Here is a 15,705-nt window from a genome sequence, read left to right on the forward strand (position 1 = left end):
GCCTCCGGGCGGTTTTTTTATGTTCGGAGGAAAACATGGGTGTGATCAATCACCTGGACATCACCGGTGCCAAAGGCGGCGAAAGCAAGCCCAAGGCTCCGGTCGAGGCACCCGACAGCCTGCAATCGACCAACATCGCCAAGATCCTGCTGGCCGTGGGCGAGGGCGAGTTCGACGGCGTGCCGACCGACCGCGACATCTACCTCGACAACACGCCGATCACCGACGCCAACGGTAACGTCAACTTTCCGGGCGTGAAGTGGGAGTGGCGCCGCGGCAGCGTCGAGCAGGACTACATCCAGGGCATCCCCGCCGTGGAGAGCGAAACCTCGGTCGGCGTCGAGCTGCGCAGCGACGCCCCCTTCACCCGCGCCTTGAACGACCCCCAGCTCTCGGCGGTGCGCGTCCGTTTGGCCTGGCCGCGCCTGCTCAGGCAGGACGCCAGCGGCAACACCAACGGCTACCGCATCGAGTACGCCATCGACATCGCCAGCGACGGCGGCGCCTATGTCGAAGCCCACCGCGGCGCGGTGGAAGGCAAGACCAGCAACGGTTATCAGCGCTCGGTGCGGGTCAACCTGCCCAAGGCCACCTCGGGCTGGATGCTGCGCGTGCGGCGCCTGACCGCCAATGCCAACACCGGCACCATCGCCGACACCATGAGCGTGGCCGGCTACACCGAAATCATCGACCAGAAGCTGCGCTACCCCAACACCGCCTTGCTCTATGTGGAGTTCGACGCCCAGCAGTTCCAGAACATCCCGGCCGTGTCGGTCAGGTGCAAGGCCAAGCGCTGGCCGGTGCCGAGCAATTACGACCCGCTGACCCGCACCTACGACGGCGTCTGGGACGGCACCTTCAAGCAGGCCTGGACCAACAACCCGGCACTGGTCACCTATGGCCTGTGCGTCGAGGACCGCTTCGGCCTGGGCAAGCGCATCAAGCCGTGGATGGTCGACAAATGGGAGATGTACCGCATCGCCCAGTACTGCGACCAACCGGTACCCGATGGCATCGGCGGGCAGGAACCGCGTTTTCTCTGCGACATCAACCTGCAAGGCCGCGCCGATGCCTGGACCTTGCTGCGCGACCTCTCGGCCATCTACCGGGGCATGGTCTATTGGGCCCACGGTGCGTTGTTCATGCAGGCCGACATGCCCCGTGCGCAGGATGTGGACTACGTGTTCACCCGCGCCAACGTCATCGACGGCGACTTCGTCTATGGCGGCGCCGAGCGCAGCAGCCACTACAGCCGCGCGCTCGTCAGCTACGACAACCCGGCCAACAACTACGACACCGATGTGATTCCGGTCACGGACCTTGCCTTGCAGCGCCGCTACCGCGACCGCCCCATCGAAATCTCGGCCATCGGCTGCACCCGCGCCTCCGAAGCCCAGCGCCGCGGCAAGTGGGCGCTGTTGAGCAACCACCAGGACCGCACCGTCACCTTCAAGACCGGCATGGAAGGCCGCATCCCCTTGCCGGGCTACGTGATTCCCGTGGCCGACGAACTGGTGGCGGGGCGCCCCAACGGCGGCCGGATCGTGGCGGCCGCCGGTCGCACGATCACCCTGGACCGCGACACCGAAATCCAGGCCGGCGACCGACTGATCGTCAACCTGCCCAACGGCACCGCCCAAGCGCGCACGGTGCAAGCGGTGCAAGGCCGCGAGGTGACCGTCACCACCGCCTACGACGTGACCCCCGAGCCACAGCTGCAATGGGCGATCGACCATCAGGACCTGGCCATCCAGCTGTTCCGCGTGCTCAAGACCTCGCGTACCCAGGAAGGGCATTACGAGATCACCGCGCTGGAGTTCAACCCAAGCAAGTTCGCCGCCATCGACACCGGCGCCAAGCTCGACGAACGCCCGATCAGCGTCATTCCGGTGACCACCGTGCAGGCGCCAGCGAATGTGGCGTTGTCGTCCTCGCACATGGTCGACCAGGGCATTGCCGTCAACACCATGACCATCGCCTGGGACGCCGTGCAGGGCGCAGTGGGGTACGACGTCGAGTGGCGCAAGGACAACGGCAACTGGGTCAGGCTGCAACGCACCGGCACGACCTCCGTGGACGTCATCGGCATCTATGCCGGCGCCTACCTGGCGCGCGTGCGTGCCGTGAGTGCGTTCGACGCTTCGTCCGTCTGGAAAAGCTCCGCGCTGACCCAACTCAACGGCAAGGCAGGTAATCCTCCGGCGATCACCAGCCTGACCACCGAAAGCCTGCTGTTCGGCATCGGCTTGAAATGGACGTTCCCGGCCGGCGCTGAGGATACCCAGCGCACCGAGCTGTGGTACGGCGAGGGCACGGACCTGACCAAGGCCACGAAGCTGGCCGATCTGGCGTACCCGCAAGACAAGCACACCTTGCAGGGCTTGCGCGCTGGGCAGCGGTTCTACTTCTGGGCACGCCTGGTCGACCGTTCCGGCAACCTCGGACCGTGGTATCCGGTGGACGCTACGCTGGTCAGTGGCCAGGCCAGCGCCGATGCCGGCCCAATCCTGGAGCAGATCGCCCAACAGATCGGCGAGAGCGAGCTGGGCAAGGAGCTCACCAGCAAGATCGAGAAGATCGCGCTCATCGATGGCAACGGCCCAGGGTCGGTCAACGAGCGGGTCGGTAGCGCCAAGACCGAGCTGGCCAAGCAGATCGGCGACGTGAACAACGCGCTGTCGGGCGTCAAGAGTACGCTCGATGGACAGCTTTCCACCGTCAGCAAGAGCGTGACCGACGCCAAGACCGACCTGCAACAGCAGATCGCCAATGTTTCGACCCTGGCCGGTTCGCTGCCGTACCGCAAGGACAAGGCCTACAGCATCAACCAGAACGCCTTGGGTGCCGACGGCAAGCTGTACCAGGCCACCAAGGCCGTGCCGCTGAACACGCCGCCGCCGAATGTCGATTACTGGACCGATGTAGGTCAGGCCGTCGTCACTGCCGCCGGTACCGCTGCGCGCGTCTCGAAGCTGGAAACCGACGTCTCGACCCTGGACGGCAAGACCACGGCGCAGGCCTCGCAGCTTAGCGGCCTGCAAACGAGCCTGACCGCTACCAATGGCAACGTCACGGCGGCGCAAACCGCTGCCGATGCAGCCAACGCCTTGGCGGGTGGGAAGGGCAAGGTGCTCATCCAGGCGGCAGCGCCGGCCGCTGCCGATCGATTGGCGCAGAATCTGTGGATCGATACCACTGGCAACGCCAATACACCCAAGCGTTGGACTGGTAGCGCCTGGGCGGCGGTGACCGACAAGGCGGCCACGGATGCTGCCGCGGCGGCGGCTGGCGCTTTGGCTCTGGCGCAGACCAAGGCCGATGCTTCGGTGGTCAGTAGCCTGACCACCCGTGTCAGCGATGCCGAGGGCAAGCTCACGTCGCAAGCCACTCAGCTGGACGGGATGCAGGCCAGCATTGACGGCAAGGCCAGCTCACAGGCGCTGCAACAGGTCACCAGCCGGGTGACGGCGACCGAGCAGAAGGACGCCGCGCAGGATCAGCAGCTGACTTCGCAGAGTCAGGCGCTGACTTCGCTGACCGACAATGTGAGCAAGAAGGCCGACGCCTCGGCGGTGCAGTCGCTGGGCAACCGGGTTAACGACGCCGAGGGCATCCTGACCAGCCAGGGCAGCGATATCACCCAACTGAAAAACAGCGTAGGCGCTTTCCAGCCATTCGTGGCGGGCAAGGCTTGGGAGTTCACTGGCGCCACCCGAGGATGGGTAGCCACAGCCTCCGGCTCTACCTTCACCCCTGGACCGTTGTTCGCGACCATGGGCAAGTCGCAGAGCCTACAGTGCAGCTTCACGCCCGTGCTGCCAGGTGCGGAGAACCCGTATTTGCGTATCCGCCTGCGCCGTCGCAATACCACGCGCACGGCGGCCCGGATGTACTGGGCCAACGAGGAAGGCGGTTTGGCGGAAGCTCGGCGTTTGGACTGGGTGATCAGCGTCGTCACCACCGACTGGCAGGACATCGAGCTTGATCTGTCTGGCCATGCCGGGTGGAACGGCAAGAACATGTACGCCATCCGCTTGGACATGATGAACGCCAGTGATACCAGCGGTGAGATCGATATTGCGTATATCGCTGTGGGCAGGCGCTCGGCGGCCGCTTCGGCAGAGGCTGTTTCCAGCCTGAGCAACACCGTTACCGAGTCAGAAGGAAAGCTGTCTGCCCAGGGCCAGTCGATCATCAGCCTGCAGGGCGGCCTCACCGCCACCAACGGCAATGTCACCGCTGCACAGCAGGCTGCGCAGGCGGCTGCGACGGCGGCCGGCGCGAAGGGGGAGGTCGTCTATGGGTCTGCCGCGCCTGCGGCTGACAAGCGTCTGGCGCAAAACCTCTGGATCGACACCACGGGCAACGTCAACACGCCGAAGCGCTGGAATGGATCGGCATGGGTGGCGGTGACCGACAAGGTAGCCACCGATGCAGCGGCAGCAGCTGCCAGCGCGCTGAGCAAGGTTGAGACTAAAGCCGATGCTTCGACGGTCCAAATGCTGGGCAACAAGGTGGAGCAGCAAGGGGCGGCAATCACGGCCGCCGGTGAGGCCATTACTGGCATCAACACGTCGTTGACCCAGGTAGGCGGGGAGAACCTGCTGTACAACCCATCGTTCGAGCAGAAGCAGCCGGCGGCCTTGGTCGCCGATGGCTTCGGCGTAGGTGTTCCGTCCGACATGACGGCCACGCCATCCCTGGTGCCCTCGAGGCTGGACCCGAACGGCACGGCGCAGAGGGTCGACTTTTCGGCACCGAATGGTTCGGCCTACGTAGACATGAACCCCGTGGTCGCGCGTCGGCCGAGCCTGGTGCAGGGCCAGCGCGTGCAGCTCTCGGCCTACTGCCGAGCGACTGCCGGAACGGCCATTCGTCTCTACATGCAGCCTCTCGACGACAAAGGCCAGGTACTGGAAACCCATGGCGGTAACGTATTCACCGCCAATGGCAACTGGCAGCGCGTCTCTATCGAGATCGCGTCGGCCCCGGCCAATTGCGCCAAGGTGCACTGCATCTTCCGCGCAGCAGGCGCAGGCGGAAATCAGAAAGGGTTTGTGGAGTGGGACCGCGTGCAGCTAGAACTGGGCAACGCGGTTACGGGCTGGCGCGACAACGGCCAAGCTGCGGCTGGCAATATCGCAATCAACGCCGCCGCCACCACCGCGCTGACTGGCAGGGTTGAGACGACCGAAGCTGGCCTCACCAGTGCATCCGGGCAAATCACGCAGCTGGATAACTCGCTCGGTGACACGGGTGGTGAAAACCTACTGTACAACCCAGGCATGACGAAATATGCGTCAGTGAGCGGACCGGCCGACGGCTGGGAAGTGGAGGGTCCGGCGACGTCTACCGAAAGCCTTGTGCAGTCCTGGCTTAATGCAGGCGAAAAAGCCCACCGCATGACTGTGACGGCTGGAATGACGACGTCCTCGGGCTACAAGTCACTCCGCCCGACAGCCACCGGTGATACCCGCAGGCCGAAGGTCGGGCCGAGTCAGACGTTGACGGCTTCGATCTACATCCGGGGGACCAGCGGGTTTTCGATTCGGATATTCATGCAATGGGTTGACGGGTCAGGGACCGTGATCAATGCACCAGCCTCGCCCTTGGTGCCGATTGGGCCAGACAGCCAGCGGATTCAGTTCGCCGCTGTCTCACCGTCGAATGCGGCCGGCTGCAACTTGTACTACCGCGTCTACAGCACCACGGGCGCGGTCACGGCCGGCTATGCAGAGCTTGCTCGACCTCAGTACGAGGTTGGGGCCAAGGCTACGGGCTGGAGGGACAGTGCGCAGGTCAACACCAACGCCATCGGCGCCATGTCTACTGCCGTCGACGGCCTGACCTCGAGCGTCAGCCAGCAGGGCAAGGACATCACCTCGGTGTCGAGCAGAACGACCAGCCTGGAGAACAGCGTCAACAACGGCTCGACTGGCCTGGCGAGCAAGGCATCTGCCGCTGCCTTGAACTCTGTCGCCAACCGCGTTGCGGCCACCGAGAGCGGGCTGACGGCGCAGTCCAGCAGTATCACCAACTTGGAGGCGAAGATAGGTAACGCCCAGCCATTCGTGGCCGGGCAGACGTGGGAATTCGCGAACTCAACCCAAGGATGGAAAGCCAATACCGATGGCGCGACCATCACGGCAGGGCCGCAGTTCGTGACTATCTCGAAGTTCACCACCTTCCAAGTCAACAACACCTTCCCAGTGATCGAAGGTGCCGAAAACCCCCTGATCAGGATCAGGCTGCGCCGACGTAACACGGGCCGTGCTCGCGCAGCGATGTACTGGGCCAACGAGGACGGTGGGCTTGCCGAATCTCGTAGGTTCGACTGGTCTATCAACACCTCGAACGGTGACTGGCAGGACATTGAGTTCGATCTCTCCGGGCATGCCGGCTGGAACGGCAAGAAGATCTGGGCGATCCGTCTGGACATGTACAACTCGGGCGATGCCAACGGCGAGGTGGACATCGCCTACATCGCGGCTGGCCGGAGATCGGTTGCAGCGTCGGGCAGGGCGTTCGACTCGCTGAGCGTCAACGTCACCCAGCAAAGTGAAAAGCTGGCGGCGGAGACACAGCGGATCAATGGGCTGCTGACATCGGTGGGCAACGCCAATGCGGCAATTCAGGACGAAGCGACGACTCGCACCAGTGCCGACTCGGCGCTGAGCACAAGAATCAATGCTGCCCAGGCGAAAGCCAACGATGCGGCAGCGGCGGTCCAAAGCGAGGTCACAGCGCGCGCAAACGCTGATGCAGCGCTCGGCAGACGTGTTGATGGCGTTCAAAGCAGCTTGGGCAGCACCAACGCCGCAGTGGACAGAACCTCCACGGCTCTGACCTATTTGAACAACGTAGCGAGCGCCTCGGAGGTGGTTCGAGTACAGATCACCGCCAACGGTATTCGGCACGTCGGCGGCTTCGGTATCGGCATTGAGAACAACGACGGCGCAGTTCAGTCAACGTTTGCAATTTTGGCAAACCGGTTCGCGATACTCAGCCCATCAGGCGACAGCGTCTCATCACCCTTCGCAGTACAAGGCAGCCAAACGTTCATTAGTGACGCCTACATCCGCGACGCTAGCATAGGCACCGCTAAAATCGCACAGGGCGCGATCGCCAACGCGCAGATCCAAGACGCGGCCATCACCAACTCCAAGATCGGCGATTTGCAGGTGGACACACTCAAGATCGGCAACGAGGCGGTAACCATACCCCGGTACGCCGGCTATGCGCCTCGCTTCAACTGCAACGCGACCTGGCAGACGCCGCTGACCATCACGTTCTACATGCCGCAACCGGGCATGGTTTACATCAACTACAGCTCGACGTTCCTCTCCCACGGCACCCAGTATTACCAGTACCGCCTCGTTCTCGACGGCAACCTCATTGCTGAGTCTGTAGCCCGCTGGTCTGACAGCTCGATAACGCTTGCGTCTGGACAATACGTCGGCGCTGGCCAGCACACGGTCGATTTTTCGATCCTGGCAGAGGTGGGCGTGGTGCTGTCCTATCAAAACCTCATGGTGCAAGGAATCATGAAATGACCGAAGCAGCCACGGCCGGGGAGGTCGTGCTTTACGACGCACGTGGAGAGATCCGCATGCGTGGTTATATGTCCCAATTCGAGGCAGAACTCAACGCCAAGCGAACCGGGTTTTCCTATCTATTCGCGCGGGCCAGCGAGAGCGAGCAGTACGTGAACGCAGGCAAGATCGTGTCGCGCCCCAAGATGGCATTGCAGTTGGTCGGTCTGACCTTGAAAGGAGTGCCTGCCGATGCCGTGTTGATCATTGAAGGCATTGAATACATCTCCGACGGCAGTGACATCGAGTTGGGCTTCAGCCTGCCGGGCGAATACGAGGTCGTGATCGACCTGTGGCCTTACCAGAGCGAGGTATTGCACGTTGAAAATCGAACACAAAAGTGATCATGCAAAGGCCCGAGCTTTTGATTACCCAGCCATCGAAGAACAGCTCGACATGCTTTGGCACGCAATGGACCAAGGAGCGATACCCAAAGCCGAACCATTCTATTCCACCCTCCAACGCGTGAAGCAGCAGTACCCCAAGACCTGAAGGTCGAACATCCCCAAGCCCGCCCCGCGCGGGTATTTTTTTGCCTGGAGAAACCCATGCCCTATGTAGCCATCAACCTGACCAATGACTACGACGTCGCCAACAAAACCCGCTATGCCACCCAGGAAGAAGCGGACGCCCGCGCCCGCGAAATCCTGACTCAGTTCCCCGGCGCCCAGGTCTACACCGCACAGGTGCTGAAGGAGTACACCGCCAAGGTCTCGATCACAGCCAGGGACCCGGCCGAACCCAAGCCAACGGACACGCCCGACACTGCCGCCTGACGGTGCGCAGCTCTCAACCGGGCTAGTACGAGAGCATCGAGCCCAACGCTCAAACACAGGCTAGCCAATAGCCTATTCCCAAACACAAGCCCGCATTGCTGCGGGCTTCGATTTCAAAAGCTGGCGTACCTTTTCGTCCACCTTGCGCTTTTCGAACGTATAGCTTTCAAGTCGATCTGTTTGCTCGCCAGTCGGGTATCCAGTGCATGCCTGTCGTGCCGTTTCAGTCTGGCATGGGCCTTGGCGTCCTAGTTTCCCGAAACACCGGACTGAACGCGACTTGGGCACCCAAAAGAGGCAAGTGCATCGAACGTTCTTCGTATTTCAGGCGACCTATGTATCAGGCGATATTCGTTATCCAACGCATTTCTCCCCACCAGCCGTCTCAAGAGCGGCCTTTTTTGCATGGAGCATCCCTATGACCCCTCGTGGCATCCGCAACAACAACCCCGGCAACATCGACTACAACGCCCGCAATGCCTGGGTCGGCCAGCTTGGCTTGGAGGAGGGCGTGGCCAACCCGCGCTTCGCCCGTTTCGACTCGCCCGAGAACGGCATCCGCGCTCTAGGCAAGCTGCTGATCAACTACCGTAGCAAGACCGGTCTTCCGGGCGTCGGCGGTAAAGGCATCGACACCGTCCTGGAGATCGTCCACCGCTGGGCACCGAGCAATGAAAACGACACCCAGGCCTACGCCCAGGCAGTGGCCGAGCGCCTGGGTGTGCAGACCACCGACAGCATCGACATCAAGGACTCGACGGTACTGCGCGGCATCGTGCTCGCCATCATCGTGCACGAGAACGGCGCCAACCCTTATCGGTCAGCGGTGATCGACGAAGGCGTACGACGGGCGCTGGCATGACTTGGCCGGTACGGCTAGGGCTGCTGGGTCTGGTGATGGCGTCCTACTGGTGCGCCTATGAGCACGGTCGCTCGGTGGAACGCAGCCAGGCCCTGGCTGCATCGGCGCAGCGCGACAGCGCCGATCGGCTGGCCGAGGCCCTGGCCCAGCGCAGTGCCCGCCACGAAGAACAACGACGCGCCCAAGCGCAGGAGGAGGTGAAGGCCCATGCGCACGAACAAACCCAGGTGGCCGCTGCTGACGCTGCTGGCGCCGATGCTGCTGGCGAGCGGTTGCGCCACGCCGCCGGCCAGTTCGCCGCCGGCGTCGGTTGCCTCGGCACGGATACCGCCGCTGTCGCCCGAGGCCAGGCAGCCACCCGCGCCGCCATGGTGCTCTCCGACCTGCTCGCACGGGCTGATGCGCGAGCGGGAGAGCTGGCGAAAGCCTATGACCGCGCCCGAGTGGCGGGCCTTGCCTGCGAGGCCTCCTACAGCACCTTGACACCATGAGTGCGAGCGCTTCGAGCACAGGCTCTGCGACGGCAACTGGATACACCAAAGCGATGAAAACGTTCTTCGCGCGGTGAAAAAGATATTCCCCCGCCCAAGCATCAAGCATTGTTATTCCACGCCGATGATGACAAAGCGCCAGTAATTCCTGTCGCGTTTAGTCAACCCTCTCACTGGTGTTTCCAATGCTGCAATCATTCAACAACCTGGGTGTGCGTACAAAACTGTCGTTGGGCTTTTCGCTGCTCGTCGCCATGATCCTGCTGGTTGCCTTCACCGGCTGGCGGGCGACCCTTTCCCTGGCGGACCGAGGCGACCGCATGCGCGACATCGCCACCTTCAGTTCGATGGCCCGGGACATGCGCATCGAGCGATTGGTGTACTTCGTCAGCGCCACCGACGAGCAGGCGGGTAAATGGCTGGCTGCGCTGGACAAGACCGAGACCCAGTTGCGTACCGTTTCGCCTAATTTCAAGTCGCCGCAGAACCAAGCGTTCCTGCGCGAAGCCGGCACGTTGTTGCAGCAATACCGCGGCTTCCAGCAACAGGCCGTGACGGCTACGCGCGAACGTGAGGCCGCGCGTGCCACGGCCTCGGCCTCGGCAGAAGCACTCACCCAGTCGCTCCAGCGGCTGTGGGGCGTCGCCAATGCCGATGGGGCGCGCAGCGAAGACCGGCAAACGATGGTGGCCTTGTCGATGGGCGTACAGCGGATGCACACGGGCTTTCGCAGCTACATCGCGGCGCCGAGCAAAACCAGCGAAGCCGCTGCGATCAAGGCCGCCGAAGACGTGCAAAGCAGCCTGGCGGCGCTGAAAGCCAGTGCGTTGCCGTCAGCAATGGTGCAGCAGCTGGCGACCGAGCTGGATGCCTACAACAGCCACGTGCAGCAAGTGATCCAGGCGCAAGCCGGCGCCGATGCGGGGCAAACGGGCATCAGCCAAACGATCAACAGTTTGCTCGTGCTAGCCGACAAATTGACGGCACGGCAGGCCGAATTGCAAAGTTCGGACGTCAGCGAGGCGCTCCAGGCGCTGCTGATCTGGCTGCTGCTGGCGATCGCACTTAGCGTCGCGGCCGCCTGGCTCATCACCCGCTCCATCGTGGGCCCGCTCAAGGAAACGGTCGATCTGGCCGAGACCGTTGCGCGCGGCGATTTCACCCAGCGGCAGACCGTGACCCGTACCGACGAGATCGGCGCATTGCAGGCCAGCATGCAGCGCATGACGCTCAACCTGCACGGCCTGGTCAGCCAGCTCAAGGATGGCGTGGTGCAGGTCGCCAGTGCCGCCGAAGAGCTGTCGGCCATCACCGAGCAGACCAGTACGGGCGTGCAGTTGCAAAAAGTGGAAACCGATCAGATCGCCACGGCCATGCAGGAAATGACCGCCACCACCCATGAGGTGGCGCGAAACGCGGGTCAAGCGGCCGCTTCCGCCCAGGGCGCCAGCCGTCAGGCGGTGCAGGGCGACCAAGCCGTGGGCAAGGCGGTTGAGCAGATCGAGTTGCTGGCCCAGGAAATGGCCTCGGCCAAGTCGGTGATGGCGACCCTGCGCGGTCACGCCGACAACATCGGTAGCGTGCTCGACGTGATCAAATCGGTTTCCGAGCAGACCAACCTGCTGGCGTTGAACGCGGCCATCGAGGCGGCGCGTGCCGGAGAGGCGGGCCGGGGCTTCGCGGTGGTGGCCGATGAGGTGCGCAACCTGGCCAAGCGCACCCGCACGTCCACGGACGAGATCATCGAGCTGATCGCCGGCTTGAACCAGAGCACCGGCCACATGGCCGCCGTGCTGGAGCAGAACGTGCAGTTGACCGGCAACAGCGTCGAGCTGTCGCGCGAAGTGGGACAGATGCTCAAACAGATCGCCCACTCGATCAAGGACATCGAATCGATGAACGATCAGATCGCCTGCGCCGCCGAACAGCAAAGCGCGGCCGGCGAGCAGATCAGCCGCAGCGTGACCAATGTGCGCGACATTTCCGATCAAACCGCAGCTTCCAGCGAGGAAACGGCGAACGCCAGTACGGAATTGGCGCGCATCAGCGTGCAACTTCAGGACATGTCGGGCCGATTCCGGGTCTGACCACCTGGGCGTGACGGACACCGGGTTCGGCACCGCCCAACGTCCCTCGGCCAAACCCCAGCAGCGGCCTGGCTGAGCCACCCCGTGTGCCGTCGCGTGCAAGGCGCCTGTCGCACGACCCTAGCGTCAGCTTCGCGGACGACCTCCAACAGATGCCAGGGTTAGGCGACTGCTCGCGCATTCCCGTAGAATCGCCCCCACGTTCGTGCAGACTTGGGTCGTTTCAATGCAAGACAGGCAGCAGTACACGGAAGTTTTGCAGGGTTGGCGCGCCTTCGTGGAGGCGGCCGGCATCGCCAAGAGCCGTATCAAGTCCGGAGATGTGCACGAGCACCAGCACATCAGGCTGAGCAGGAACGGCTTGGAGGAAAGCGACCAAGGCTTCAGCTTCGCGCTGTCTCAAGGCCAAGCGGCTACCTTGAACAGCCGTTTCACCCACGTGGACGAACACGGCAAGCGCCAGCCCGAACCGCTGCAACTGGGCTTTCCGCTGTTGCGTGTCATCGAAGGCCAGAAAGCCTTCTTCGTTCCATTGTTCCGCTATTCGTTGCCCGACACGTGGTGCGACGCCACGACACCGTCGTTCATCGTGCCCGTGAAACAGGGAAACGAAGTGGCGCCGAACCTGGAAGCCTTCAGGCAATACTTGAACGTCGATATTCAAGAGCTGGGCGCCGAGCGCCACATGATGAGCATCGCCGCCGCTTGCATGGAGCAGGCCCAGGCGGATTTCGCTGCCCTGTTCGAAGCCTTTCTGCGGTGGATCAAGCAGCGTCTGAACGAGGTGAGCGAAAGCGCCGGCAAGCCTGTGGGCGCTTCACTGGAAACGGCGTTCACGGGCATCGTCTGCCCCCAGGTGAATGCCGATTTCAGTAGCCGCGAGCAGTTGAAGGACTACAGCGAACTCTTGAAAGCCGGCGAACGGCCGGTTTCGGCATTGCTCGAGCGCTACATTTCTTACCGCTGCGACGATCGGGCGTCCAGCCCGACGTCGTCGAGGCGAACGCCTTACGGGCTGTTCGAACGCAAGTACCCGCTGGGCCGCGGGCAGACCTTGGCCTTGGCGCAGATCGCCGGCGGTGCGGCGTTGTCCGCTGTGCAAGGCGCGCCGGGCACGGGCAAGACCACACTGTTCAAGTCGCTGATCGCCAGCCAGCTGGTCGAACGGGCCTTGTGCTGTATCGAGGGCGAGGACCGCAACCTGGGCCTGGTCGTGACCTCGACCGCCAAGAAGGCCGTGGAAAACGTCATCGACGACCTGCGTGGCGATCCCGCTTTGCAAGGGCTCAACTGGCTGTACTTCCAGGGCGGAGACAACGCGCAGGTCACGCAAGAGCTGCAACGCGTCGGGGCCTTGCTGGAGCAGCTCGACAGCCAGGCGCATGATCCGGACAAGCAGGACGCGTTGGCCGCCACGATCGTCGCGACCCGCCGCGCCATCGACACCGAACTTGGTCGCTTTTATGCGCTGCAAGCGCAGTACCAGGCAGCCGCTACGGCCTTGGGCGGCGTGCCGGCCGAAACCTACGAGTCGCGGTTGAAGGCGCTCGGCCGTGAGGTGAGCGAGCAGTGCGCCGCGCTGGACATCAGCGTCGAGCGCGGTGCGGACATCGCACGACAGTGCACCGATGCACGCGAGCGACTCGCAGCGCGTAGAACCCGGCACGCCCAAGCCGGGCAGTGGCTGGCCACAGGCTATGGCCAACTGCCAAGCGCTCCCTTCTCCCTTGCGCTGTATGCCCAATGGTTGAGCAGCCCGTTGAGCGCAAACGTTCAGCACCATTTCGTCGAGTACCCGATCCGCGGGTTGGCGCGATTGCTGGCCACCTGGTTCGGCGGCCGATACCGCGCCGCCCGCGAGCACCTGCGCCAAGCACATGGCGAAGACTTCCGCCGGTTCGAGCTGGACGCGTCGCAGCCCGCGCAGCTTGCGGTGCTGGCGCGTAACCGCCGGGCGATGATGGCCACCGCCGGGGCCGAGCAGTGGCTGGCTGCCGCCGCCGACGTCGAAACCGATGCCGACAGGCAGAGGGCCAAGGCGTTGCAGCGGCTCGCGGCCGACGTGGCGCACCTCACCGCCGGCGTGGACCACCTGCGGCACTATAAAACCGCCAGGCACGCGCTTGTGCAGGCCTTCCCCGAAGGCGACTGGCTCGACGTCCTGCGTTTGCGCTTCATCGCCGAGCAACGCAGGCTCTTCGACTGTGCGATCGACTACTTGTGGCAGGAACTGCTCAGGCAGAAAGCCCTGGTAAGCCAGGCGCTGTCATTGTGGACCAGCCTGCTCAGCGGCAAGCAGGACAGCGGTTTCTACCGCTGGAAGGACAAACTCGACGAGTTCTATCGGCTCATCACCCTGGCCTATCCGCTGATGGCGTCGACCTTGGTGTCGATCCACAAGCTGGCGGGCTACAAGCTGGCTGACCTCAATGGCTTCGCCCCTTACCACCTGAGCCTTGTGGACGAAGCCGGAATGATCTCGGTGGAAGCGCTGGTGCCATTACTGGCACGCAGTCAGAGGGCGGTCGTGGTAGGCGACCCCTTGCAGATCGAACCCATCCGCTCGCTGGATAACGCGTCGGCGGAAAGGCTCAAGGCCCGCCACTTCCAAGACAACACGCGGTACGAAGCGGTCTCGCCGATGCTGGTCACCGCCTATCACCGCGCAGCGGGCACGGCCACCGGCAGTGTCGACGAAGTGGGCGACGGCATCGTCCTGGACGAGCACCGCCGCTGCCAACCCGCCATTGCCGAGCTGTTCATGCGCATCGCCGAGTACCGCGGGGTGCAGGTGCGCACCGCAGCCCCCGACGCCAGAATCGCCGCCGCCTGCACCGGCATGGGAGGGTTCAACCTTATGTTCTATGGCGTGCCGGGGCGGCGTGGCGCGCTGCCCAATACCAACGAAGACGAAGTGGACGCCATCGGCCTGCTGCTGGACAAGCTGGAGGCGGCCGGTTACGACCTGACCCAGGACGTGGGCATCATCACGCCCTATGCCAATCAGAAGAACCTGTTGATCAAGCGCTATGGCGAGCGGCTCAAGCACCGCCAGGCCTTGAAGATCGGCTCGGTCCATCAGTTCCAGGGCGTCGGCTTCGAGGTGATCGTCTATTCGCCGGTCATCTTCCAGCGCACTGACCGCGACGCGTTCCAGAACGGCAAGCCGAACCTGCTCAACGTGGCCGTATCGCGGGCCAAGCAGCAGTTCATCGTGGTGGGCAACCAGCAGCGCCTGCTTGCGGCCGGCAAGTCCCTGGCGCGCATGGCCGAGCGGTGCGCCGCTTCGTTCTTCGTCGAGATGGAACATCAGAGCCCTTCCTTCGAAGGGGCCGACAGGCATGGGGTCAAGCACTATTTCGACTGTGACCATATCGCTGCCTTCGAAGCGCTCGCGGCCTCCAGCCAACGCTCGTTCACCGTGGTCGTGCCGTGGATTCGGCAAGGCTCGAGCCCCAACCACCCACCGCTGAAGATCCTGCGCGCGACCCAGCAGCGGGGCGTCGCGGTCACGGTCTATTACGGCCATGATCGCGTCGACAAGGCCGACGCGGACGACGGCGACGCCGGGCTGATCGAGGCTTACCGTCGCTACCTGGGGGAGGCCAATGTGGTGCGGATGCCGGAAGGCACCCATGAAAAGATTCTTCTGGTCGACGACTGCGCGGCGACCGTAGGCAGTTGGAACTGGTTGTCCCACGGTTATTACCGCTACTGCGAGTCGCCCGAGTGGCAAAGCTTGGCGTTGCGCCGAGAGACCAGTGTGGAGTTGCGGGATCCCGAGATCATCGCCCGCTTGAAAGCGCGTCTCATCGCAGGGTGAAACGCGCTTTGTGGAGGTGCCGAGGCGTTACCACGCCTGGCAGTGCCGGGGGCATTCGGGGACTTTGTGGCCTT

General features: G+C 63.5%; 7 protein-coding genes and 1 pseudogene. All 8 read left to right on the plus strand.

Annotation, left to right across the window (positions count from 1 at the left end):
- Nucleotides 1-35 precede the first annotated feature (35 nt).
- The 8 genes and pseudogenes from gpJ to B4M43_RS13125 all read left to right on the plus strand — a co-directional run bounded on the left by gpJ (nucleotide 36) and on the right by B4M43_RS13125 (nucleotide 15,631).
- Complete coding sequence (gpJ, locus tag B4M43_RS13090) at nucleotides 36-7,553, plus strand: TipJ family phage tail tip protein (protein WP_296267721.1); 7,518 nt, start codon at nucleotides 36-38, stop codon at nucleotides 7,551-7,553.
- Nucleotides 7,550-7,936, plus strand: coding sequence for a hypothetical protein (locus tag B4M43_RS13095; RefSeq protein WP_296267723.1), 387 nt, complete (start codon nucleotides 7,550-7,552; stop codon nucleotides 7,934-7,936). The genes gpJ and B4M43_RS13095 overlap by 4 nt, the downstream gene beginning before the upstream one ends.
- A gap of 204 nt (nucleotides 7,937-8,140) precedes the next feature.
- Nucleotides 8,141-8,368, plus strand: coding sequence for a hypothetical protein (locus tag B4M43_RS13100; protein WP_296267726.1), 228 nt, complete (start codon nucleotides 8,141-8,143; stop codon nucleotides 8,366-8,368).
- Nucleotides 8,369-8,786: 418 nt separating this feature from the next.
- Complete coding sequence (locus tag B4M43_RS13105; RefSeq protein ID WP_296267728.1) at nucleotides 8,787-9,230, plus strand: structural protein P5; 444 nt, start codon at nucleotides 8,787-8,789, stop codon at nucleotides 9,228-9,230.
- Entirely contained in the window at nucleotides 9,227-9,721 is a 495-nt protein-coding gene (locus B4M43_RS13110) for a DUF2514 domain-containing protein (RefSeq protein WP_296267730.1), read from the plus strand. The genes B4M43_RS13105 and B4M43_RS13110 overlap by 4 nt, the downstream gene beginning before the upstream one ends.
- Before the next feature lie 254 nt (nucleotides 9,722-9,975).
- A pseudogene (locus tag B4M43_RS13115) lies at nucleotides 9,976-10,950 on the plus strand (methyl-accepting chemotaxis protein); the annotation flags it as partial.
- On the plus strand, nucleotides 10,945-11,808 hold the full coding sequence (locus tag B4M43_RS13120; protein WP_414707852.1) for a methyl-accepting chemotaxis protein: 864 nt from the start codon (nucleotides 10,945-10,947) through the stop codon (nucleotides 11,806-11,808). The pseudogene B4M43_RS13115 and the gene B4M43_RS13120, both read left to right, overlap by 6 nt.
- Nucleotides 11,809-12,034: 226 nt before the next feature.
- A complete protein-coding gene (locus B4M43_RS13125; protein WP_296267732.1) occupies nucleotides 12,035-15,631 on the plus strand; it encodes an AAA domain-containing protein in 3,597 nt (1,198 codons plus the stop codon).
- Nucleotides 15,632-15,705 lie beyond the last annotated feature (74 nt).

This window comes from Pseudomonas sp. UBA6562 (genome assembly GCF_002434265.1).
Classification (GTDB): Bacteria; Pseudomonadota; Gammaproteobacteria; order Pseudomonadales; family Pseudomonadaceae; genus Aquipseudomonas.

Excerpts from the sequence above, each read along its gene's own strand:
- B4M43_RS13100 (WP_296267726.1), top strand. The coding sequence starts at position 8,141 with ATGCCCTATGTAGCCATCAACCTGACCAATGACTACGACGTCGCCAAC.
- B4M43_RS13125 (WP_296267732.1), top strand. The coding sequence starts at position 12,035 with ATGCAAGACAGGCAGCAGTACACGGAAGTTTTGCAGGGTTGGCGCGCC.
- B4M43_RS13120 (WP_414707852.1), top strand. The coding sequence starts at position 10,945 with ATGACGCTCAACCTGCACGGCCTGGTCAGCCAGCTCAAGGATGGCGTG.
- B4M43_RS13110 (WP_296267730.1), top strand. The coding sequence starts at position 9,227 with ATGACTTGGCCGGTACGGCTAGGGCTGCTGGGTCTGGTGATGGCGTCC.
- B4M43_RS13105 (WP_296267728.1), top strand. The coding sequence starts at position 8,787 with ATGACCCCTCGTGGCATCCGCAACAACAACCCCGGCAACATCGACTAC.
- gpJ (WP_296267721.1), top strand. The coding sequence starts at position 36 with ATGGGTGTGATCAATCACCTGGACATCACCGGTGCCAAAGGCGGCGAA.
- B4M43_RS13095 (WP_296267723.1), top strand. The coding sequence starts at position 7,550 with ATGACCGAAGCAGCCACGGCCGGGGAGGTCGTGCTTTACGACGCACGT.